Raw genomic sequence first — 22,526 nt, 5'->3', positions numbered from 1 at the left:
CATTCATCCAATAAGAATTCATCATGATTGCTTTAATACAACGTGTGTCTGAAGCCTGCGTAAAGGTGGATGACATGATTACTGGTCAGATTGGTCCCGGACTTTTAGTGTTATTAGGTGTCGAAAAAGAAGATACCCACCAGAAAGCAGATCGTTTGTGTGAGCGTGTGCTTGGTTACCGCATTTTTCAGGACGAAAATGACAAAATGAACCTGAATGTTCAGCAGGCTGGTGGCAGCGTTCTGGTGGTTTCTCAGTTTACATTGCCGGCAGATACCAGCCGTGGCATGCGTCCGGGGTTTTCTCGTGGTGCACCACCAGACATGGCGAATGCATTTTACGAATATTTTGTTGAGCGTTGCCGTATGCAGGGAGTCGCAACGGAAACCGGGCGTTTTGCTGCGGATATGAAGGTGTCTTTGGTGAATGACGGCCCGGTAACGTTCTGGTTGCAAACATGAACCACCTGGCCCTGCAACGATATCGGGCGACAAGAGAGAATACGCATATGTATCACCTGCGCGTACCACAAACAGAAGAAGAACTTGAACGCTACTACCAATTTCGCTGGGAGATGCTGCGCAAACCTTTGCACCAGCCAAAAGGCTCTGAACGTGATGCCTGGGATGCAATGGCGCACCATCAAATGGTTGTGGATGAAGAAGGTAATCCTGTCGCAGTTGGCCGGCTGTATGTGAATGCTGATAATGAAGCAGCGATTCGCTTTATGGCTGTTGATCCCTCCGTTCAGGATAAAGGCCTGGGGACACTGGTGGCGATGACACTGGAATCTGTTGCCCGGCAGGAAGGTGTAAAACGTGTGGTTTGTAGTGCCCGTGAAGATGCTGTTGAGTTCTTTGCCAAACTGGGCTTCGTGAACCAGGGGGAAATAACCACGCCTCAGACTACACCGGTACGCCATTTTCTGATGATAAAACCCATCCAGACACTGGATGATATTTTGCACCGTGCCGACTGGTGTGGTCAGCTTCAGCAGGCCTGGTATCAGCACATTCCATTGAGTGAGAAAATGGGTGTGCGCATTTTGCAGTATACCGGGCAGAAGTTTATTACCACCATGCCGGAAACAGGTAACCAAAACCCGCATCATACCTTATTTGCCGGGAGCTTATTCTCGCTGGCAACACTGACCGGTTGGGGGCTTATCTGGCTGATGCTACGTGAGCGCCATTTAGGCGGAACCATTATTTTGGCTGATGCACACATTCGCTACAGCAAGCCGATCGCCGGTAAACCGGGGGCTGAGGCCAGCCTTGAAACACTCAGTGGTGATCTTGACCGCCTGGCCCGTGGGCGCAAATCACGCGTACAGTTGCAGGTTAAATTATTTGGCGATGACCATCTGGGAGCAGTATTCGAAGGGGTGTATATGGTGCTTCCGGCGCAACCGTTCGGTGCGCTGGAAGCGGGTGGGAATGAGGAGGAGTAAGGGTTAACTCCCCGTGACGGTTCCCTGATGCATGGTTTGCTGAGCCTGCTCGCCTTTGCTGTCTGTCAGGTGTAGTGTGCCATTCATGCCGGGCGCAAGGGGTAACCCGGCCTGTAAACGACCTTGCAGTGACAATTGCAGGTTACCATTGCCAGAAAGCGGAACGTCTGGCCAACCCCAGTTATGCAGAATATTCAGGGGAACCCCTTTCCCTGAAAGCTGTAACGAGATTGCCCGTTCTGCTGTCTGGCTTACCTGCGCTTTAGCATCAAGCAACCCTTTATCTGTAAACGCGCTGAGCTCTGTTACTGCAATATTATCAGGTGTGGCCGTCAAACTGACAGATGGTCGCCGGACATCTACTTTATTGAAGGTTGCCCCTGCGGCGGCAAAGTTCAGCTTACCCTGCCAGATTCCCCACTGATTATCTTTTACCAGTGTAAGGCCAGTGCCATCACCATCCAGTGAGGTAAACTGGAAGGGAAAATCGGGATTAATATCAATCAGTAAATTACGGCTGGCGGAAAAACGCCCAACAGTCAGCGTCCGAAGCCAGTCTGGCAAAGCGGTTTGCCACCAGGTTTTCCACTGTGCGGGTAGTGTGTATTCCAGCCCGGCAACGGCAACCTCATTCAGTGCCAGAGTATGAGATTGTCGCAACCACTGCCCGTCGGCACGAATCATCCCGCGCTCCCAGCGTGACGAAAACTGGCGGATTTTGATGCCATCTGCAGACAAATCTGCATTAAAAATTGGGTCTGTGAACTGGAACGGCCCATAAATAATATCGCTGGCATTCAGGGATATTTGCCCGTCACTGCTGCTCCATTCGCCTTTTGCCAGGGTCAGGTTGCGCAGGCTGAAGTTCAAATCGGTAATTGCCCATTGTGGCCCTTCCATGCGAGCGCCGGTCACTTCCAGCCGGTCAATCATTAATGAAGGTGGGGTGGTTAACGGGGCCAGAAAATCCACCAGTGATTTAGCCGTTTGCAGGCGAATATCATTAAGCCGTAGCATCTCAATTTCCCAACTACCGTCAGAATTGCGCCGGGCACTGGCTGTTAATGCTCCGCGTGCGATATCAGCGCCCACGGTTTGCAGAATAACTTCCTGCTGAGCGATTTTGCCCTGTATCAGTACATTTGTAGCCGGGATACCATTCAGTGACAACGAACCGGCACTGAGCTGTATTTGGGTGTTTCGCCCCAGAATACTGCCGGGTTCAGGTTTCCAGGGCACCAGCCCACCACTTACCCGCTGTGCGGTGAGATCCCAGCCAGTCTCCGGGCTGTTAATAGCCATGTTGGTGAGTTGTAACCGCTCAGCCTGAAAAGGTAGTGGTGCGGCAGAAGGTAATAAGTTCAGGGTACCGCCCTCTAACAGGATGGTATCCACATGCAGAGGCTCTGAAAACTGCCGTGCACTCAGGCCAATATCCACCTGCTTTGCCACCAGGGTGGCTGAATGGCCCTTTCTGCCAAATGTAACACCAGACAACATGACATGGTCCGGGGAACGCCAGGAGTGCGAAACAGACTGAATTTTTAAATCATAACCTGTGTTGTTATTCACCCAGCGGACAATTTTTCCGGTGCCCCACGGGGTTTGCACCACAAAATACCCTGCAACCAGCACCGCAAAGACGACGAGCAGCAGTGCGAAAATTAACTTTCCTGCGAATTTCATAGTCTTCCATCCTGCGCAGATATCATTCGGGTGTTATGCCTTAAAAATATACAGACCTCAAGGGTGGATATGTGAGGAGTTACATCCGTAAGCAAGGAATGGCGAGAAAACAGGCAGAATGCCGGGAAAACATGTTGGTATTAGCCCGGTTTTGCAACCGGGCTAATACCGAATAACACAGCCGTTATTGTTTTTCTTTTTCTTGCGGGAAAATCAGGTTAAGCAGGATAGCGGTGATCCCACCTGCGGCAATCCCGGAAGAGAGCATATTTTTCAGCCAGTCAGGCGCAAACTGTAGAATCAACGGCTGCTGAGAAACGCCCAAACCCACCGCCAGCGACAATGCAATTATCAGAATGGCACGGCGGTTTAACGGTTCACGAGACACAATTCGGACACCTGAAGCAGCTATGGTGCCAAACATCACAATGGTGGCACCACCCAGAACAGGTTCAGGAATATGTTGTACAAATCCACTCACAGCTGGAAACAGGCCCAAAATGATGAGCATCAGTGCAACCACAAAACCGACATAGCGGCTTGCTACACCGGTTAACTGAATCACTCCGTTGTTTTGCCCAAAGCAGGAGTTCGGGAAGGTATTGAAAATAGCGGAAACCATTGAGTTCAGGCCATTTGCCAGGACACCACCTTTCAGGCGCTTCATGTATAACGGCCCGGACACCGGTTGTTCTGAGACATCCGATGTGGCCGTAATATCACCAATTGTTTCCAGCGAGGTCACCATAAATACCAACATCAGCGGAACCAACAGATTCCAGTCAAAGCCGAGGCCGTAATAAAGCGGCGTTGGAACCATAATCAGCGACTGGTTAGCGGCTGTGGTGTTGTCGGGCAGCATGCCCATAAGCCCTGCAGCAAGGTAGCCGATTGCCATGGCAATCACCAGCGATGCAACCCGTAAATAAGGGTTACGCTGGCGGTTAAGCAGAATAATGACGGCCAGAACTATCCCAGCCAGTAACAGGTTTTTAGGGGAGCCAAAGCTGTGGTCGTTCATGGCAGCGTAACCACCACCAATAGACGTCAGGCCGACCTGAATCAGTGATAACCCGATAATCATGACCACTACGCCGGAAACCAGTGGTGTGATAATGCGCCGGGCAAGGTGCAGAACGCGCGACAGTACCATTTCGGTACAGCTTGCCAGCATCAATGTGCCAAACAGCGCCGCCATCATTGTAGGGATATCCGCACCGCCATTTTTCAGTGCCAGGCCTCCCATAATTAATGGAGATACGAAGTTAAAGCTGGTTCCCTGAATGGATAATAAACCTGAACCGACTGGTCCCCAGGCTTTAATTTGAATGATAGATGCCACACCGGAAGCAAATAGCGACATGCTAATGATGTGTTGAGTATCCGCAGCTGGTAACCCCAGCGCCTGGCAGATTAATAGTGCAGGAGTGATTACCGCGACAAACATGGCCAACAAGTGCTGGCAGGCAGCAAACAAGGTTTGCGGCAAAGGCGGCCTGTCTTCCAGGTGATAAATAAGTTCACTGTTACGCAATGGCTGGGCAACCGTTTGCGCACTTTCTGCTTCTGAATGGCTGGCGGACATTATTGGGATATCTCATGGTGGAAAAGCGGTGATTTTATCGGACTAAATGGTAAAAGCAAACGGTTGCTTTTTGTAACAACGATGTTAATAACGGCAAATCTGGTTTTTATGCTAATCTCTGGCTGTTTTTTAGTTAGAATGATGCGTCTATCCACTTTTTGGTGATATTTCTTATTACAGGACGATAGCGTGCAGCAACTGATGCGCACATGGAGTATTTCAATATGTTTCATCTCGATACCTTATCTACGCTGGTCGCGGCGACCCTTGTCCTATTGCTGGGGCGCAAACTGGTTCAAACCGTACCAATCCTGAAAAAATACACTATTCCTGAACCCGTCGCGGGTGGCTTACTGGTCGCTCTGGCATTGCTATTGCTCAAACTCACAACTGACTGGGAAGTTGAGTTTGATATGTCGTTGAAAGACCCGTTAATGCTGGCTTTTTTTGCCACTATTGGGTTGAATGCCAATATCGCCAGTCTGCGCTCGGGCGGCAAAGTCCTTGGTACATTTTTGATTGTTGTTGTCGGTCTGTTACTAATGCAGAACGCCATCGGTATTGGTATGGCAAAGGTGTTGGGGCTTGACCCGTTAATGGGATTGTTGGCCGGGTCGATTACGCTGTCTGGTGGGCATGGTACAGGTGCTGCGTGGAGTAAACTGTTTACCGAGCGTTACGGGTTTGAAAATGCGACTGAAGTGGCAATGGCCTGCGCAACATTTGGTTTGGTGCTGGGTGGGCTGATTGGTGGCCCGGTCGCACGTTATCTGGTCAAACATTCATCCACACCGGACGGTACTCCGGATGATAACGCTGTACCCACTGCATTCGAAAAGCCAGATATTGGCCGCATGATCACTTCACTGGTACTGGTGGAAACCATTGCCATGATTGCCATTTGCTTGACACTGGGGCGCATTGTCGCTCAGCTGTTGCAAGGGACAGTACTTGAACTGCCTACATTTGTTTGCGTGTTGTTTGTCGGTGTCATCCTCAGTAATACTCTATCTGCTATTGGTTTCTACCAGGTATTTGATCGAGCGGTATCAGTTCTCGGTAACGTCAGTCTTTCCTTGTTTCTTGCCATGGCATTAATGAGCCTGAAATTATGGGAACTGGCTTCTCTGGCATTGCCGATGCTGGCGATTCTGGCGGTGCAGGCACTGTCCATGGCGCTGTATGCTATCTTCGTGACATGGCGATTGATGGGCAAGAACTATGATGCGTCTGTACTGGCTGCCGGGCATTGTGGATTTGGCCTGGGGGCAACGCCAACGGCTATTGCGAATATGCAGGCAATTACTGACCGTTTCGGGCCATCACATATGGCGTTTCTGGTGGTTCCCATGGTGGGTGCATTCTTCATTGATATTGTGAATGCGCTGGTCATTAAGCTCTATTTATTACTGCCAATTTTTGGTGCATAACACATTGCATGTTAAACAATACCCTGCGGTTTTGATAACCGTGGGGTATCAGGCATTAGAATAACGCTCAGTTTCTGGCATCCAGCGCTCAATGAGAGCGAGTGCCTGTTGGGGGTATTTTTCATGAATGTGGCGCGCTACGCGTTGTACTTCCGGTATCATTCTCTGGTCGCGTAACAGGTCTGCGACTTTAAACTCGGCATTCCCGGTTTGCCTGGTGCCCAGTAATTCCCCCGGCCCTCGAATTTCCAGGTCTTTTTGAGCAATCACAAACCCATCGTTACTGTCGCGCAGCACCTGCAAACGCATTTGCGCCGTTTTGGATAACGGTGATTTGTAGAGCAGGACACAATGTGAGGCTACCGCACCACGGCCAACACGCCCTCGTAACTGGTGTAACTGGGCCAGCCCAAGGCGCTCCGGGTTTTCAATGATCATCAGACTGGCGTTGGGAACATCAACCCCAACTTCAATTACCGTGGTAGCAACTAGCAGATGCAGTTTTCCGGATTTAAAATCCTGCATGACCGCCTGCTTTTCTTGCGGTTTCATGCGGCCATGAACCAGACCAACAGATAAATCTGGCAACGTGTTTTTTAGCTCCTCCCATGTCGCTTCCGCTGCCTGGGCTTCCAGTAGCTCAGATTCTTCAATCAACGTACACACCCAGTAAGCCTGACGCCCTTCTTGTGCACAGGCATGGCGAACGCGCTCAATAATATCCGGGCGGCGAGAATCAGGAATGGCAACCGTTGTCACTGGTGTTCTGCCCGGTGGTAATTCATCAATTACCGAGGTATCCAGATCTGCATAGGCTGTCATCGCAAGTGTGCGGGGTATAGGGGTTGCGGTCATAATTAACTGGTGTGGGTGGAAGCCTTGTTTCTCACCTTTTTCCCACAAAGCCAGGCGCTGGTGGACCCCAAAGCGGTGCTGTTCATCAATAATTACCAGAGCCAGGTTATGAAACTCAACCTGTTCCTGGAAAATAGCATGGGTGCCAACAATCATTTGTACCTGGCCGCTGGCGATGGCTTCCTGTTGAGCCTGACGTGCTTTACCCTTCTGTTTTCCCGCCAGCCAGCCCACCTGAATCCCGAGTGGTTCAAACCAGGCTGCAAAGTTAGCTGCATGCTGTTCAGCCAGTAATTCAGTGGGTGCCATTAATGCCACCTGGCACCCATCGGCAATCGCACGTAACGCTGCAAGGGCGGAAACCAGCGTCTTCCCTGACCCGACATCGCCCTGAACCAGACGCATCATCGGTGTATCCTGTGCCATATCCCGCTCAATTTCCGCCACAACGCGTTGCTGCGCGCCTGTGGGAGCAAAAGGGAGCTGGGTGAGAAAGTTATGCTTGAGTGCATCATCTTCAGGCAAAGGGCGTGCGTGATAACGCCGTGCTCCTGCCCTTAACGCCAGCATACTCAGGTTATGCGCCAGTAACTCTTCCATAATCAGGCGGCGCTGAGCAGGATGTTGCCCGGCTTCCAGATCAGCCAGTTGTAATGAAGGCGGGGGGCGGTGGAGTGTGTGCAATGCCTGCTGAAGGCTCAGCATTCCCTGTGCCAGCTCTTGTGGCAATAGCTCTGCAATGGCGCAGCTGTCCAGCAGTTCCAGCGCCTGGTCGGTGAGTTTACGTAGCGTAGCCTGGCGCACACCTTCTGTTGTGGGGTAAACCGGGGTCAGCGTTTCCTGTAATGCAGGCGCACTGGCATCATCCTGTAAACGATACTCCGGGTGAATCATCTCTGCCCCGTGGTTACCGCGCTTTGCTTCGCCATAAGCCAGTACTCGCCGCCCTGTTGCCAGGCTGTTTTTCATTGCTGCATTAAAATTGAAAAACCGCATGGTCAGAATACCGCTACCATCGCTTATCTGGCATACCATCATGCGACGCCTGCCAAATTGCACGGTGCAGTTCAGTACTTCCCCCTCAACGGTTGCGTAAACACCTGGCAGCAAATCCCCTATTGCATAGAGTTGCGTGCGGTCTTCGTAGCGTAACGGGAGATGTAGCAGGAGATCCTGGATGGTATGAAGGCCGATTTTTGCCAGTTTATTGCTCTGGCTGGCACCTACACCAGTCAGTGTACTGAGAGGGATGGCATCCAGCAGGCGGCCTTTCATGGCATTATTCCGCTGACTGCATTCTGGCCCACCAACTGGCCTCTGCCTCTATTTCCCCGGCATGGTTAATCAGCGGGTAGGGCAGGCCTTTGCGTTTGGCGACTTTAGCCAGCACCGGGTAACCACCTTCAAACAAAAGCCGTTGCTGAACGCTGTCTGGCAACATACTGTTTTCCCGTGCATACATACCTGCGTTTTGGCGCTGGCGTTGTGCTTCATACAGAATGAGTGCCGATGCAACAGAAACATTTAACGACTGCACCATGCCAGTCATCGGAATGATAATGTCCTGATCAGCCAGTGCCAGCGCTTCCTGAGTAATGCCTGTTTTTTCCTGGCCCATAAGAATGCAGGTAGGGCGAGTGTAGTCGATTTCCCGAAAATCAACGGCGCTATCTGAAAGATGAGTGGCGAGGATCTGCATGCCACGCGCTTTGAGCGTTGTGACAGCGTTTTGGATAGTGCGGTGCGTTTTAACATCTACCCAGCTATTACTTCCGGCTGCTGTAGACACCGTGGTACGCAACTTGTGCCCAGGCCATACGGCATGAACTTCCTGTACGCCCACGGCATCTGCAGTACGAATGATAGCCGATACGTTATGCGGTTTATGGACCTGCTCCATGCACACAGTCAGGTCTGGCTGGCGGTGGGCGAGCATTTCGCAGATACGCGCATAACGTTGTGGATTCATAAACGCTTAATTTCTGTTGCGGTTAACTTTAATGACGTCCGGCATGACGCGGATTTTGCGCATAATATTAGCCAGATGTACGCGATCCCGGGCTGTCAGGCGAATAAATGCACTGTACACCCGCCCATCTTTCTCTTCAGTATTCAGGCTTTGAATATTAGAACCAGAAGCATTAATCGCAGCGGTCAGGTTAGCCAGAGCGCCCTGGTGGTTGAACATATCCACCTTGATTTCGGTGATAAATTCTTGCTCGGTTTCCTTATCCCACTCAACAGCCATGAATTTTTCTGGCTCTTTCTGGTATCCCTTGATGTTACGGCAGGATTCATGGTGAATAACCAGCCCTTTCCCCGGACTGACATGTGCAATAATTGGGTCGCCAGGAATTGGACGGCAGCATTTTGCAAATGTCACCATCACACCATCAGCGCCTTTTATTGGCAGGTGAGCCCGGTTTTCAGCGGATGGCGCTTGATGCTGTACACTGTTTTCACCGTGAGTCAGATTTTTTGCCACCACAACACTCATGGCGTTACCGAGGCCAATCTCTGCCAACAGGTCATCCAGAGACCCGAGCTTCATGCGTTCCAGTTCCCGTTGCAGATTCTCTGCCGGGATCTCAGCAAGCTTACGGCTCCCACCTAATGCATGGCTTAACAGGCGGCGGCCCAGGCTTACAGAGTCATCACGCTTGAGGTTCTTGAGCGCCTGGCGGATTTTAGCCCGTGCCCGCGAACTGACCACAAAGTTCAGCCATGCGGCATTAGGACGAGCCCCCGGTGCTGTGATGATTTCCACAGTTTGCCCGCTGGAAAGCGGTTGGGAAAGTGGATAAGGCTGGCGGTCTACACGGGCACCGACACAGGCATGACCAATGTCTGTGTGTACCGCATAGGCAAAATCGACGGGGGTGGCACCGGCAGGGAGCTCAACAATACGCCCTTCCGGGGTGAAAACGTAAATCTCATCCGGGAACAGATCAGATTTCACACTTTCGATAAATTCAAACGAGTTACCGGCGCTTTGTTGTAATTCGAGCAGGCTTTGCATCCAGCGCTGAGCCCGAATTTGCGCGGTAGTACTGCTTTCACCATGGCCTTTATAGGCCCAGTGCGCAGCTACCCCCATCTCCGCCATTTGGTCCATATCTTCTGTACGGATCTGGACTTCAACGGGTACACCATGGGGGCCAATCATTGAGGTATGCAATGACTGGTATCCGTTGGCTTTTGGTATAGCTATGTAGTCTTTAACCCGGCCCGGACGGGGTTTATACAGGCTGTGCATCTGCCCCAAAACACGGTAACAGGTGTCCACATCTTTAACGATTACGCGAAAAGCATAGATATCCATGATGGAATGAAAGCGTTGCTCTTTCAGCACCATTTTGCAGTAAATCGAATAAAGGTGCTTTTCCCGGCCACTGACGCGACAGGCTATACCTGCCTCTTGCAACCGCCCTTCAATTTCAGAAAGGATTTTCTGGATCATCTCTTTGCGGTTACCGCGCGCCGCTTTTACCACTTCTTTGATGACCCGATAACGGTTAGGGTAGAGTGCTTCGAAACCTAACTCTTCCAGCTCAGTTTTCAGGTGATGAATACCTAAGCGGTGAGCCAGTGGGCTGTATATTTCCAGCGTTTCTCGTGCAATACGGCGGCGTTTATCCGGGCGTAAAGATCCCAGCGTGCGCATGTTGTGGGTACGGTCTGCAAGCTTGATCAGAATGACGCGGATATCCTGCACCATCGCCATGATCATTTTGCGAAAGTTTTCAGCCTGCGCTTCTTTCTTATCGCGGAATTTCAGTTTATCGAGTTTTGATACCCCTTCGACCAGTTCGGCAACAGTTTTCCCAAACAACTGTTCCATATCCTGGTAGGTTGCCGGAGTATCTTCGATAACATCGTGCAGCAGTGCCGCCATGAGTGTTTCGTGGTCGAGTTTCATTTCGGCCAGAATACAAGCTACAGCGACAGGGTGCGTTATATAGGGTTCACCACTTGAACGAGTTTGCCCCTCGTGAGCATCACGCGCAACAAGATATGCCTGCCTGAGGCGCTTAATTTGGTCCTCAGGCAAGTAATGTTGAATCAGTTGATTAAGGCTTTCAAACAGGTACAAGGGGTGCCTACAGAGTTATTAACGACGACCTTCAGCAATCGCGGTAACAGCCTGCAATTCAGCGGCTTCCTGCTCTTGCTGTTCCTGGCGTTCACGCACATCGAGGATTTGGTTGTTAATCAAACCTTCTTCGATTTCACGCAGTGCGATAACGGTGGGTTTATCGTTTTCTTCCGGTACCAGCGGATCTTTGCCGCCTGCCTGCATTTGGCGGGCGCGACGCGCAGCGACCAGTACCAGGTCAAAACGGTTACCAATTTTCTCTACAGCGTCCTGAACAGTTACGCGTGCCATATTTAAAGTGCTCCACAGGTGAAGAAATGACTGGGCATGATACTGAATCCGGGTTCAGTCTGCCAATAGTTTGCTGATTAAAGCATCATGACGTTGCTTTTGTCGCCCCATACGCAGGCGTTCAGCCCGAATGATAGTCTTTAAATCGCCCAGGGCGGTATCAAAGTCATCATTCACAATAAGGTAATCATACTCGGCATAGTGGCTCATTTCCGCAACAGCCTGAGCCATCCGGCGGGTAATGACGTCTTCACTATCCTGACCACGGCCACGCAAGCGGCGGTCCAGTTCCACTTTTGATGGTGGAAGAATGAAAATACTGCGCGCTTGCGGCATTTTGTTGCGGATTTGCTGGGCACCTTGCCAGTCGATATCCAGAAAAACATCCACACCCGTCGACAGGACTTGTTCAATAGTGTGGCGAGACGTGCCGTAGTAATTCCCAAAGACTTCCGCATGTTCCAGAAAAGCGTCTTCTGCAATCATTTGTCGAAACTCGTCATGGTTAACAAAATAGTAGTGTTCACCATGAATTTCGCCCGGGCGCGCAGAACGGGTGGTATGAGAAACGGAAACCTGTGTGTCATACAGTGGCTGAGTTTTCAGTAACGCCTGAATGAGACTGGATTTCCCCGCACCACTTGGCGCGGAAACAATATAAAGCGTGCCTTGAGCCATGAGTATTCGATTCGAAATAAAGAAGTGAGTAATACGCGCTTATTATACACAACCTCCCGCCATTACGTAGCTTTTGTCTGTTTTCAGGCTGTAATTTCTTTATTTTTCGTTCGGGATTCCTGATTTTTGTTGTGCAGAATGCAACACACCAGTTTGTTTTCGGCATGTTTCGCAAACGTATCTTTTCAACATATTCGCACTCTTTTCTGTCGCGTACAGTGAACGGACTCAGGAGGTGAGTATGAAAATAGTTTTATTACTCATTCAGTTGCTGTGCATTTCTTTCGTGCAGGCCCAGTGCCCGAACTGGTCACCCCTGCGCGCAGGCCATGAAATATCCGCGTTGTCTGCTCAGGTATCCGCGTGGGATACCGCATACTGGCAAAACGGTGTGAGTGAAATTGACGATGAACTTTATGACCAGATTCGTAGCCGCCTGGCGTTTTGGCAGCGTTGCTTTCAGTATGCGGCAGCAGGAAATGATGCCATTCAGGCCAGGCCTGGGAAGCACTGGCATCCTGTTGCTCATACAGGGGTTAAAAAGTTATCAGACATGGCTGCTGTGGCTCGCTGGATGTCAGGAAAAACGGCGTTGTGGGTACAACCTAAAGTAGATGGTGTGGCCATTACACTGGTTTATCAGGATGGAAAACCCACCCGACTGCTTAGCCGTGGGGATGGGTTGCAGGGAGAAGACTGGAGCGACCGGATCCCGTTTCTCACCGGTTTGCCCCAAAAAACGCAAGGTTTACTGGCCAATGCTGTGCTGCAGGGTGAGCTTTTTTTGCAGGCTGGGGTGCCTGGGCATGTGCAACAACGTGATGGTAGTTTGAATGCCAGGGCTTATGTCGCGGGTGCGATGATGCGTAAGGCACCCGGGTTACACCTTAGCCGTATTGGTCTTTTTATCTGGGCCTGGCCGGATGGCCCGCAAGAGTTGTCCCGGCAATTTTCTGTGTTATCTGAGGCTGGGTTCACTTTGACATCTGGCTGGTCACAGCCGGTGGCGTCCGTAGCTGATGTTGCGCACTGGCGTGACACATGGTTCCGTTCTCCCTTACCTTTTGCTACCGATGGCATCATTATTAGAGCAGAACATGCCGCGCCGGCAGAATACTGGCGTCCCGGTGAGAATAGCTGGCTGGTTGCCTGGAAATACCCCCCTCAACAACAAATTGCTGAGGTGAAACGGATCCATTTTACTGTTGGGCGTACAGGCAAAGTGACCGTTGTGGCAACCCTTCATCCGGTGCAAATAGATGATAAGCAGGTGAAGAAGGTTAGCCTTGGGTCCGTCCAGCGCTGGCAGGAATGGGACATCGCGCCAGGGGATCAGGTTGTAATCAGCCTGGCTGGGCAGGGAATCCCCCGTCTGGATGATGTGTTATGGCGTGTGGCTGAACGAATCAAACCAGACCCACCCGATTCAACACGTTTTCATGCGTTAAGTTGTTTTTCTCCTCAGCCTGAGTATTGCAAGGAGCAATTCCTTGCCCGGCTGAACGGGTTAGCACAACCTCAGGCACTTGACCTGAAAGGTTTTGGGCCGGGGCGATGGCGTGCTCTTACTGAACATCACCAATTTGAGCATATTTTTTCCTGGCTACAATTAAATGAAGAAGCCCTGGCACGAACACCGGGTATCTCAGCCGCCCATACCGTCAATCTGTGGCAACAGTTATTGCATACTCGCCAGCAACCTTTTGTCCGTTGGGTCAGAGCACTGGGTGTTCCACTCCCGGAACACTATTTTCGGTCTTTTGCTGATGAACACTGGGCTCAGGTTGCACTGCGTACCCAGGCTGACTGGCAGCGCCTTGCCGGGATTGGGCCAGGGCGAGCGAAAGAGATTCTGCGTGTCGTACATTCACCCGAGGTCAGCCACCTTGTGGGTTGGCTGGGTGAGGAAGGTATCGCTGGATTCACAGATGATATTTTTTAGATATATCTTTAAGGGCGATTAATTGATTCTTCTATTATTTGTGGAAAATACATCAAACCTAAACTTCTTAACCAACAGAATTAATTGCGTTTCATCGCATTCTGCCACCGCTACGGCTTTCGGTCGTGTTAAGCCGCTTATATAACTGCTACTTGTTATTGCACAGCCGGGTGGTTTGCCCGGCATTTTTACCGCTGAGAACTGATAATATTTTTCACAAAAGTGTTCAGGGCACTTAGGGCACTGGAATCGGAAACAAGTTGTACCATCCAGGGGGAAAAAACCCATGGTGTATGACGCACGGATGCAATGACATCATCCAACTGGAACCAGTGGTAATCCATCACTTCTTCAGGATGAGGTTGAACTTTATTAACGGCCAGGGCTGCATATACCGGGCAAATCTCATTTTCCATAATCCCGCTGGCATCTGTTTCACAATAACGAAAGTGTGGGCTGACGGGCGTTATGTTTTCAACATTCACCCCTGTTTCGTACAGGCAACGGCGGTGAATCGCCTCTTCCTGCGTTTCTTCCCATTGAGGGTGACCGCAAACAGAATTAGTCCACACACCAGGCCAGGCCTTTTTGGCTAATGCTCTGCGGGTCAGTAAATATTGCCCTTGCGCATTAAATATCCAACAAGAAAAAGCCAGGTGAAGCGGGGTGTTCTCATTATGCGCGGCGTACTTCTCCATGACTCCTTTTGGTTTGCCTTGGGCATTGAGCAGCACCACATGTTCTTGTTGAATCATAAAAATCTCGTATCAGGCCAGGGATATCTGGAAATGTGAAGTATAACTGATGGGCAACAATCGGGTCGGTCTGCCACATTCTGACGGAAATAGCATGGCCCTGAAACCCTGAACCATGCTTAACGTTTTATGCGACTAAGGATGCCCAAAGGTAGGAGAACGGCATCACCAGTAAGAGGCCCGGTAGCATGTTTGCTACAGGAAACAGCTTGATATTGCAGATACGCAGACCTGTCGCAATCATGATAAGGCCGCCAGCACAGGAGAAGTCAGCCATCATCTCTGGTGTAGTTATTGGTAAAATAAAGACAGCCAGCATTGCCAGCAGAATCTGAGTAATGATCTGTGGAATCGCAATGGTCAATACGGCATAACCCAGCATGGCGGCGAAAATTGCAGAGGTGAACAGATCCAGTATCGTTTTGATATACAGGATTGATGGATCACCTGTCATCCCTTCGTGCATAGCACCAAATATACCCGTGCCACTGGCACAAAATAGCACCAGGATGGCAACAAATTTCTCAGTAAATTCTTCGTGGGTTAGTCCTGTAACCGGGGGTAAAAAGCGGTTGACAATACCGCGGGTCAGGCCAGCTACTTTACCAATCCCTTTTTCAACATAGAACAATTCGCCAAGTACAGCGCCGATGACCATAGCCAGAACAACAGCGGGCATATATTTCACTTCAATGACCAATTTTATGCCCAACCCAACGGAGCATAGCCCAAAGGTTAAAGGTAGTGCGGTTCGGACACGTTCCGGAAGAATTCGACCAGCTGAGGCTCCTGCCAGGCCGCCAATTATAATTGCAGCTCCATTAACAAAAGGACCGATTAGCATTGTTGTTTCTTATCCTGTAGTACATCCCTGAAGGGGGTTTACTGTGTTTTATTTATTATGATGAAGGTTACCTTCACCCCAGCGCGGAATATTTTTCACATCCAGATCAAATAAGTCCAGAACCCGGGCCACACTGTGCGTGATAATTTCATCGGTTGTTTGTGGGCGCTGGTAGAGTGCCGGGACAGGCGGGAAAATAACCCCGCCCATTTCCGTAACTGCCTGCATATTACGCAGGTGCCCAAGGTTGAGCGGGGTTTCCCTCGTGAGAAGAACAAGGCGACGACGCTCTTTTAACACCACATCTGCTGCCCGGGTCAGTAGATTATCAGTCAGGCAGTGGGCGATAGCTCCAAGGGAACGCATAGAACAGGGCGCAACCAGCATACCCAGGGTTTTGAATGAACCACTGGATATTGACGCCCCAAGATTGCCGATGGGATGCACAACATCCGCCAGCGCCATCACCTTGTCCAGTTCGTAATCCGTTTCCAGTTCGCAGGTCCTTTCTGCACCTTTGGAAACAACAAGGTGCACTTCAAGACCTTTCCCTTGCAGTAACTCAAGGGCTTTTACGCCATACTGGAAACCGGATGCGCCACTGATCCCGATGATGATACGTTGTGTGGTCATTCAATAACTCCTTATTCGAAATCTGACAGAAAGCATTTCATATCCACTTCTTTAAATTTCGAACGTTCAAAATGCGATTTCAAACGGAACTGTGCTGCCATAGATAGCCGTGCAGGACATCCCCGTTTGCAGAATCCACGGTTGTATTCTGGTGTTTGTGACAGATCCAGAGGGTGGTAGCGTACACCAGGAATAAAGATGGTATCTACTTCACCTTGATAACGAATCTGCATAGTCTACAGCACGTCGTCGCTGTTAAAGATACCAACATTTTCATCTAACATGTTTCAGTTCCGGGGAATGCAGGCATTGCTTTGCCAGAGCCGGTTTTCTGGTCTTCACAAACACGTATATTTGGCAGCGGTTTGCCTTACATAACGATTTCTGCGTGGACGATTGCACGTTCATGGATGGTTTCACATTTCACCATGTTAACAGTATGGCTGTGCAATGTGCTGGCAACACTAAGTTAGAAGATTGCTTCGTACTGGATGTCTTCCCTTTACCGCAAGTTTTTGCTCTGCGATGGTGAAAACCATTGATATGTCCTGGTTGTAAGCGTTTTTTGGGTACTTGAGCAAGGGTATTTATTCAAATAGCTTTGTGAGCACCAGAGAATATTGTTGCTATTTTGCTGGCATCTTCATCTGTTGCAGGGCTGTATACCAGCAGGCTTAAATCTGGTCGCGCATGAATGCCAAAAGATGAGTAATTCAGCGCGAGAGTCCCACAGTCTGAGCGGTGCAGGTATTTAATCCCTTCACTTAAGTCCTGTACGTTGTGTGTTTCCCAAAGGGTTGCAAAAAATGCACTTTTAGCAGAAAGCTCCTGAACCAGGTGTTGTATACGTTGGCTTTCGCCAACGCGGGCAATATCAGCCCGAAACGCACCAACCACCATACGGGCCACTGCTTCCCAGTCCGCCTGATGCTGGCGTACCGGTTCATGCGAGAAGATAAGCCGCAAAATATTCCGTTGCTCAGGCTCAAGGCGTGTGTAATCCGTCAATACCAGGCGGGCTGCGTCATTCCATGCCAGTACGTCCCAGGTAAGATTTTTTATCAGCGCGGGGCAAGGGTTAAGCGTATTCAGTACATGCTGAAGATGGGTGGGTATTACCTGATTTTCCTGGTGTTTTGTCTGAGGTGGGTGACCAACACCCAATAAAAACAGATGCTCACGTTCGGTGTCTGTCAGCAACAGTGCCTGACTCAGGCGTTCGAGCACGGGAACTGAAGGTGCGCCGCCCCGGCCCTGCTCAAGCCAGGTATACCAGGTTACGCTAATACTGGCACGCTGAGCGACTTCTTCCCGGCGCAGCCCCAGAGTCCGGCGGCGTTGAGAGAGATACCCCAGTGCACGGGCATCCAGGCTTTGGCGCCGTTCTTTTAAAAAAGCACCTAATTGTTGTGAAAGGGGAAACACCATCTTCATTCACGACTCTGATTGATATATACCAGAATGGTTATACCATGATAAGTATGTGTGGCTAACAGGATAAAATGACTCGTCCTTCACTTTTGGCTGAAAGAACCCGGTTAACCCAGGTGCAGGGTTCTTAAAATAAACAAGCCCAGAGATGTTGTGACAATTGAACCAACCATGGTCAAACCAATAATATTGGCGGCAAGTACGGCATTCCCACCCATTGCCCGAGTCATTACGTAACTGGCGGCCGCGGCAGGCGTGGCGGAAAACAGGAAGATGACGCCGAGTGTTGTTCCCTCAAAGCCACAGAGCCACCCACCGAAGGTTAATCCTGTCGGAACCACCACGACACGCGCCAGACTGGCATATAACGCCGTATTGGATGATCTAAACATACTACGCAGGTCCAGTGACGCACCGGCACACATCATGGCCAGTGGCAGTGCTGTCGCGGAAATCAGTTCACCAGTCTGAAATACAGGATGTGGGATAGAAAGGCCAGTAGCATTCCAGGCCAGCCCAAGCACCAGACTGATAATCAGCGGGTTTTTTACAACACCGCTTAAAACTGAAGCCAGTGACGGCGCTTTTTTCCCGTTCCCCTGCAAAGTGCGGGTCAATGAAATGACAGATAAAAGGTTAAACAGAATAACTGTTGTCGCCATATAGAGTGAGCCTGTAGCTATACCAGCTTTGCCATAGGCCATTGACGCATAAGCCAGGCCGACAATCGCGGTATTGGCGCGAAACCCGCCCTGAACAAAGATACCCCGCTCCTTGCGCTCTTTTACCAATAAAGGTGCAATAAGCTCAAGGAACAACCAGGATAATGTCGTCCCCAGCAGCCCGTACAAAGCCAGAGGCATATTCTGTGCCAGAGAGATTTTTTGTGTGGCGATACTGAAAAACAGTAAGCAGGGCAGCGCAACAACAAAGACAATTTTTGAGGCACCATCAATGAATGTATCGTTCATCAGCCCTGCACGACGCAATATGATGCCAGCAAGGAGTAGCAGCAGGTTGGGCAGTGTGACCCCGATAACAAAGCGCCAGGTTTCCCAGTCCATATTTTTCCTCTTATATCAAAAGCTAATAAATTATTGTTGTCATTTCAGGCGACACGCATGACAGCTACGTTTCTTAAAACGGGCCGTCAGGATGGCAAGGGACAGGGTAGACAGTGCGCATTATTTAGTTTTCACAGCCTGCAGAAGGTTAATGATAACAAAAGCACTGATAAAAAGGCGACGCTACTGTATAGGTTTGTGTGGCAACAATGTAACTATTATTATGCAGTGAGCCAGGGAATGTGGCCGGGGAAAATCTGGTAAATAATTCAGAGTTAATTGATGTTCTGAGCCTGAATAAGTCAAACCGACCACAACACACCAATCATCCCGAACGACCAGTACCCTGGTATCGTTAAGCCAAATCAGTGAGCTTACAGGCAAATTGATAAATTAAGATTTTCTATATGCCAAAAGCTTGCCAGTAAATCCGCCCAGCCATAATGCGAAAAAGATTAAAAATAATTGAGAGTGATATTCGTTATCACCATTGCTAACTATTTTTAAAGCCTGATTTTTCTGCCCGGGATCTCAGAATTACACCTTATCTACGGGTTTCAACGGCAGGATTGATAATAAGCAAACTATTGATTCCCCGGGCAGCGTAATACTCACACTGAAAAAGAAATAAACTGATAATTCAAACCATTATATAAATTTTTATATAGCGCTTGAATTGCATCAATGACGAAAATAAGCAAGGTGAGTATTTATGAGCCATAAAACCCCTGATGCTTTGCTGGAAGCAGAAGTCAGCCGACGAGGCCTAATGAAAGGGACTGCAATTGGTGGCCTGGCACTGGCTGGTAGCGCATTTTCTTTGCCCTTTTCCCGTCTGGTTTGTGCCGCAGATGTAATTGCTCCGGCAGGCTCTCAGGAAAAGGTAATCTGGAGTGCCTGTACTGTTAACTGTGGTAGCCGTTGCCCGCTACGTATGCATGTTGTTAACGGTGAAATCCGTTATGTGGAAACCGACAACACTGGCAATGATGATTACGATGGTTTGCACCAGGTTCGGGCTTGCCTGCGTGGCCGATCTATGCGTCGCCGGGTTTATAACCCTGACCGTCTGAAGTACCCAATGAAACGAGTGGGCAAACGGGGGGAAGGGAAATTTAAGCGCATTAGCTGGGATGAAGCTTATGACATTATCGCCAGCAACACACAGCGCCTGATTAAAGACTACGGTAACGAATCTATCTACCTTAATTATGGTACCGGGACGTTGGGCGGCACGATGACCCGCTCCTGGCCACCAGGAAAAACACTGATTGCCCGCCTGATGAACTGCGTGGGTGGCTACCTGAACCATTACGGTGATTATTCAACAGCCCAAATTGCAGCCGGGCTGAACTACACCTACGGTGGTTGGGCAGATGGTAACAGCCCGTCTGACATCGAAAACAGCAAACTGGTCGTATTGTTTGGTAACAACCCGGGCGAAACGCGCATGAGTGGTGGCGGGGTGACCTACTATGTTGAACAGGCCCGCCAGAAATCTAATGCGCGAATGATTATTATCGACCCGCGCTATAATGATACAGGCGCCGGGCGTGAAGATGAGTGGATCCCTGTCCGGCCTGGGACTGACGGTGCGTTGGCTACGGCAATTGCCTGGGTTTTGATTACTGAGAACCTCGTCGACCAGGCATTCCTTGATAAATACTGTGTTGGTTATGACGAAAAAACATTGCCACCTGGTGCGCCCGCAAACAGCCATTACAAAGCCTATATACTTGGGCAAGGCAACGACGGCGTGGCGAAAACACCTGACTGGGCGGCACCCATCACCGGTATTCCGGCCTCGCGTATCATTCAACTGGCACGAGAGATCGGTTCAGTAAAACCGGCTTTTATTTCTCAAGGATGGGGGCCACAACGCCACTCCAATGGGGAACTGGTTTCCCGGGCTATCGCCATGCTGCCGATTTTGACCGGTAACGTGGGTATTTCCGGGGGCAACAGTGGTGCTCGCGAAGGGTCTTATGAAGTGCCATTCGAACGGATGCCAACGCTTGATAATCCGGTGCAAACCAGCATTTCAATGTTTATGTGGACCGATGCGATTGAGCGCGGACCTGAAATGACGGCCATTCGTGATGGTGTGCGCGGGAAAGACAAACTGGATGTTCCCATCAAGATGATTTGGAACTATGCCGGTAACTGCCTGGTGAACCAGCACTCGCAAATTAACCGCACTCACGAAATTCTTCAGGATGAGAAGAAGTGTGAAATGATTGTGGTGATTGATTGCCATATGACTGCCTCGGCAAAATATGCCGATATTTTATTGCCAGATTGTACCGCGTCTGAACAGATGGATTTCGCGCTGGATGCCTCTTGCGGAAATATGTCCTATGTGATTTTTAATGACCAGGTCATTAAGCCGCGTTTTGAATGCAAAACTATTTATGAGATGACCAGCGCCCTGGCAAAACGCCTGGGTGTGGAAGAGAAATTTACCGAAGGGCGTACTCAGGAAGAGTGGATGCGCCATCTCCATGAGCTGTCGCGCAAAGCGATTCCTGATTTGCCGTCTTTCGAAACTTTCCGTGAACAGGGGATTTTTAAACAGCGTGATCCTGAAGGGCATCACGTTGCGTACAAAGCTTTTCGTGAGAACCCTGTGGCCAATCCGCTCACCACACCTTCCGGGAAAATTGAAATTTACTCCGCACAACTGGCTGAGATCGCCGCGACCTGGCAACTGGATAAAGGCGATGTGGTCGACCCGCTGCCTGTTTACAGTGCCGGGTTTGAAAACTATGACGACCCATTAGCAAAACAGTGGCCGTTGCAATTAACCGGTTTTCATTACAAAGCCCGCACACACTCAACCTACGGCAATGTGGACGTTTTAAAAGCCGCCTGCCGCCAGGAGATGTGGATTAACCCCAGGGATGCTCAGGCTCGCGGCATCGCTAACGGTGATCGCGTGCGGATTTTTAATGGCCGGGGAGAGGTTCACATTGAGGCAAAAGTGACGCCACGTATTTTACCCGGTGTTGTCGCTCTGGGTGAGGGAGCCTGGTACTCCCCGGATAGCCAAAGGGTCGATCAGGCTGGCAGCATCAACGTACTGACAACCCAACGCCCGTCACCACTGGCAAAAGGCAACCCGTCACACACTAACCTCGTCCAGGTTGAAAAGTTGTAAGGAGTAACCGATGACAACCCAGTATGGATTTTTTATTGATTCCAGTCGGTGCACCGGTTGCAAAACCTGTGAGCTGGCCTGTAAAGATTACAAAGACTTAACGCCGGATGTGAGTTTTCGTCGCATTTATGAATATGCGGGAGGTGACTGGTAGGAAGATAACGGTGTCTGGCATCAAAATGTGTTTGCTTACTATTTATCTATTGCCTGTAACCATTGCGAGGATCCGGCCTGTACGAAAGTGTGCCCCAGTGGCGCGATGCACAAGCGGGAAGATGGCTTTGTCGTGGTCAATGAAGATGTATGTATTGGCTGCCGTTACTGCCATATGGCATGTCCTTATGGGGCACCGCAATACAATGCCGCCAAAGGGCATATGACCAAGTGTGATGGCTGTTATTCCCGTGTTGCACAAGGCAAAAAGCCGATTTGTGTCGAATCTTGCCCACTCAGGGCGCTGGATTTTGGGCCAATTGAGGAACTGCGTAAGAAATATGGTGAGCTGGCGGCAGTTGCACCATTGCCGTCTGCACACTTTACGAAACCGAGTATTGTCATAAAACCTAACGCCAACAGCCGCCCTACGGGGGATACCAGCGGTTATCTGGCAAACCCGAAGGAGGTGTAAA

General features: G+C 50.1%; 17 protein-coding genes and 2 pseudogenes. 6 read left to right on the top strand and 13 right to left on the bottom strand.

Annotated elements, in window-relative coordinates; all coding sequences use genetic code 11:
- Positions 1-23 precede the first annotated feature (23 nt).
- Together dtd and fabY are read left to right on the top strand one after the other, a co-directional pair.
- Positions 24-461 (top strand): D-aminoacyl-tRNA deacylase, encoded by a 438-nt coding sequence (dtd, locus tag MPHASIOC01_RS27290; RefSeq protein WP_064596256.1) that lies wholly within the window; start codon positions 24-26, stop codon positions 459-461.
- 47 nt (positions 462-508) lie between these two features.
- Complete coding sequence (gene fabY / locus MPHASIOC01_RS27285) at positions 509-1,450, top strand: fatty acid biosynthesis protein FabY (RefSeq protein WP_064596254.1); 942 nt, start codon at positions 509-511, stop codon at positions 1,448-1,450.
- 3 nt (positions 1,451-1,453) lie between these two features.
- Here fabY and MPHASIOC01_RS27280 read toward each other — a convergent pair whose 3' ends face one another.
- Complete coding sequence (locus MPHASIOC01_RS27280) at positions 1,454-3,136, bottom strand: AsmA family protein (protein WP_064596252.1); 1,683 nt, start codon at positions 3,134-3,136, stop codon at positions 1,454-1,456.
- 184 nt (positions 3,137-3,320) lie between these two features.
- The gene (locus tag MPHASIOC01_RS27275) at positions 3,321-4,721 is read right to left on the bottom strand and encodes a uracil-xanthine permease family protein (protein ID WP_353613663.1); all 1,401 of its coding nucleotides are present in this window, start codon (positions 4,719-4,721) and stop codon (positions 3,321-3,323) included.
- Positions 4,722-4,945: 224 nt separating this feature from the next.
- Here MPHASIOC01_RS27275 and gltS point away from each other — a divergent pair, with 224 nt between their 5' ends.
- Positions 4,946-6,151, top strand: coding sequence for a sodium/glutamate symporter (gene gltS, locus MPHASIOC01_RS27270; RefSeq protein ID WP_064596247.1), 1,206 nt, complete (start codon positions 4,946-4,948; stop codon positions 6,149-6,151).
- Between the two features lie 48 nt (positions 6,152-6,199).
- Here gltS and recG read toward each other — a convergent pair whose 3' ends face one another.
- Genes recG through gmk form a run of 5 tightly spaced genes read right to left on the bottom strand, consistent with a single transcriptional unit; the run spans position 6,200 to position 12,071 of the window.
- Positions 6,200-8,281, bottom strand: a complete 2,082-nt coding sequence (recG, locus tag MPHASIOC01_RS27265; RefSeq protein WP_353613662.1) for an ATP-dependent DNA helicase RecG — start codon at positions 8,279-8,281, stop codon at positions 6,200-6,202.
- A gap of 4 nt (positions 8,282-8,285) precedes the next feature.
- Positions 8,286-8,975 carry a tRNA (guanosine(18)-2'-O)-methyltransferase TrmH gene (gene trmH, locus MPHASIOC01_RS27260; protein ID WP_353613661.1) on the bottom strand — a complete coding sequence of 230 codons (690 nt, stop codon included), beginning with the start codon at positions 8,973-8,975 and terminating at the stop codon, positions 8,286-8,288.
- A 6-nt stretch (positions 8,976-8,981) separates the two neighbouring features.
- Positions 8,982-11,099 carry a bifunctional GTP diphosphokinase/guanosine-3',5'-bis pyrophosphate 3'-pyrophosphohydrolase gene (spoT, locus tag MPHASIOC01_RS27255; RefSeq protein WP_353613660.1) on the bottom strand — a complete coding sequence of 706 codons (2,118 nt, stop codon included), beginning with the start codon at positions 11,097-11,099 and terminating at the stop codon, positions 8,982-8,984.
- Positions 11,100-11,117: 18 nt separating this feature from the next.
- Entirely contained in the window at positions 11,118-11,393 is a 276-nt protein-coding gene (rpoZ, locus tag MPHASIOC01_RS27250) for a DNA-directed RNA polymerase subunit omega (protein ID WP_036115651.1), read from the bottom strand.
- A 54-nt stretch (positions 11,394-11,447) separates the two neighbouring features.
- On the bottom strand, positions 11,448-12,071 hold the full coding sequence (gene gmk, locus MPHASIOC01_RS27245) for a guanylate kinase (RefSeq protein WP_064596238.1): 624 nt from the start codon (positions 12,069-12,071) through the stop codon (positions 11,448-11,450).
- Between the two features lie 241 nt (positions 12,072-12,312).
- Between gmk and ligB the strand changes: the two genes are divergently transcribed.
- Positions 12,313-14,013 carry an NAD-dependent DNA ligase LigB gene (gene ligB / locus MPHASIOC01_RS27240; protein WP_353613659.1) on the top strand — a complete coding sequence of 567 codons (1,701 nt, stop codon included), beginning with the start codon at positions 12,313-12,315 and terminating at the stop codon, positions 14,011-14,013.
- A 188-nt stretch (positions 14,014-14,201) separates the two neighbouring features.
- Here ligB and idi read toward each other — a convergent pair whose 3' ends face one another.
- The 6 genes and pseudogenes from idi to MPHASIOC01_RS27210 form a co-directional block, all read right to left on the bottom strand.
- The gene (idi, locus tag MPHASIOC01_RS27235; protein ID WP_369937474.1) at positions 14,202-14,768 is read right to left on the bottom strand and encodes an isopentenyl-diphosphate Delta-isomerase; all 567 of its coding nucleotides are present in this window, start codon (positions 14,766-14,768) and stop codon (positions 14,202-14,204) included.
- A gap of 127 nt (positions 14,769-14,895) precedes the next feature.
- Positions 14,896-15,612, bottom strand: coding sequence for a DUF554 domain-containing protein (locus tag MPHASIOC01_RS27230; protein WP_064596234.1), 717 nt, complete (start codon positions 15,610-15,612; stop codon positions 14,896-14,898).
- Positions 15,613-15,660: 48 nt separating this feature from the next.
- Positions 15,661-16,245 carry a UbiX family flavin prenyltransferase gene (locus tag MPHASIOC01_RS27225; protein WP_064596232.1) on the bottom strand — a complete coding sequence of 195 codons (585 nt, stop codon included), beginning with the start codon at positions 16,243-16,245 and terminating at the stop codon, positions 15,661-15,663.
- An 11-nt stretch (positions 16,246-16,256) separates the two neighbouring features.
- Positions 16,257-16,714 (bottom strand): annotated as a pseudogene (locus MPHASIOC01_RS27735) (hypothetical protein); the annotation flags it as partial.
- Positions 16,715-16,836: 122 nt separating this feature from the next.
- The gene (locus MPHASIOC01_RS27215; RefSeq protein WP_064596288.1) at positions 16,837-17,673 is read right to left on the bottom strand and encodes a helix-turn-helix transcriptional regulator; all 837 of its coding nucleotides are present in this window, start codon (positions 17,671-17,673) and stop codon (positions 16,837-16,839) included.
- 110 nt (positions 17,674-17,783) lie between these two features.
- On the bottom strand, positions 17,784-18,740 hold the full coding sequence (locus MPHASIOC01_RS27210; protein ID WP_064596227.1) for an AEC family transporter: 957 nt from the start codon (positions 18,738-18,740) through the stop codon (positions 17,784-17,786).
- A gap of 712 nt (positions 18,741-19,452) precedes the next feature.
- On the opposite strand from MPHASIOC01_RS27210, the gene dmsA reads away from it, so the two are divergent.
- On the top strand, positions 19,453-21,897 hold the full coding sequence (dmsA, locus tag MPHASIOC01_RS27205) for a dimethylsulfoxide reductase subunit A (protein WP_064596225.1): 2,445 nt from the start codon (positions 19,453-19,455) through the stop codon (positions 21,895-21,897).
- Between the two features lie 10 nt (positions 21,898-21,907).
- Positions 21,908-22,525 (top strand): annotated as a pseudogene (locus MPHASIOC01_RS27200) (DMSO/selenate family reductase complex B subunit).
- The last annotated feature ends 1 nt before the right edge of the window (position 22,526 follow it).

The organism is Mangrovibacter phragmitis (assembly GCF_040429585.1).
GTDB classification, from domain to species: Bacteria; Pseudomonadota; Gammaproteobacteria; order Enterobacterales; family Enterobacteriaceae; genus Mangrovibacter; species Mangrovibacter phragmitis.
Note: the sequence above shows the minus strand (reverse complement) of the source record. Positions and strands in the feature narration are given on the sequence as shown.

Bases quoted from the DNA above. Each gene is read 5' to 3' on its own strand.
- dtd (WP_064596256.1), top strand. From the start codon at position 24: ATGATTGCTTTAATACAACGTGTGTCTGAAGCCTGCGTAAAGGTGGAT.
- fabY (WP_064596254.1), top strand. From the start codon at position 509: ATGTATCACCTGCGCGTACCACAAACAGAAGAAGAACTTGAACGCTAC.
- MPHASIOC01_RS27280 (WP_064596252.1), bottom strand. From the start codon at position 3,136: ATGAAATTCGCAGGAAAGTTAATTTTCGCACTGCTGCTCGTCGTCTTT.
- MPHASIOC01_RS27275 (WP_353613663.1), bottom strand. From the start codon at position 4,721: ATGTCCGCCAGCCATTCAGAAGCAGAAAGTGCGCAAACGGTTGCCCAG.
- gltS (WP_064596247.1), top strand. From the start codon at position 4,946: ATGTTTCATCTCGATACCTTATCTACGCTGGTCGCGGCGACCCTTGTC.
- recG (WP_353613662.1), bottom strand. From the start codon at position 8,281: ATGAAAGGCCGCCTGCTGGATGCCATCCCTCTCAGTACACTGACTGGT.
- trmH (WP_353613661.1), bottom strand. From the start codon at position 8,975: ATGAATCCACAACGTTATGCGCGTATCTGCGAAATGCTCGCCCACCGC.
- rpoZ (WP_036115651.1), bottom strand. From the start codon at position 11,393: ATGGCACGCGTAACTGTTCAGGACGCTGTAGAGAAAATTGGTAACCGT.
- gmk (WP_064596238.1), bottom strand. From the start codon at position 12,071: ATGGCTCAAGGCACGCTTTATATTGTTTCCGCGCCAAGTGGTGCGGGG.
- ligB (WP_353613659.1), top strand. From the start codon at position 12,313: ATGAAAATAGTTTTATTACTCATTCAGTTGCTGTGCATTTCTTTCGTG.
- idi (WP_369937474.1), bottom strand. From the start codon at position 14,768: ATGATTCAACAAGAACATGTGGTGCTGCTCAATGCCCAAGGCAAACCA.
- MPHASIOC01_RS27230 (WP_064596234.1), bottom strand. From the start codon at position 15,612: ATGCTAATCGGTCCTTTTGTTAATGGAGCTGCAATTATAATTGGCGGC.
- MPHASIOC01_RS27225 (WP_064596232.1), bottom strand. From the start codon at position 16,245: ATGACCACACAACGTATCATCATCGGGATCAGTGGCGCATCCGGTTTC.
- MPHASIOC01_RS27215 (WP_064596288.1), bottom strand. From the start codon at position 17,673: ATGGTGTTTCCCCTTTCACAACAATTAGGTGCTTTTTTAAAAGAACGG.
- MPHASIOC01_RS27210 (WP_064596227.1), bottom strand. From the start codon at position 18,740: ATGGACTGGGAAACCTGGCGCTTTGTTATCGGGGTCACACTGCCCAAC.
- dmsA (WP_064596225.1), top strand. From the start codon at position 19,453: ATGAGCCATAAAACCCCTGATGCTTTGCTGGAAGCAGAAGTCAGCCGA.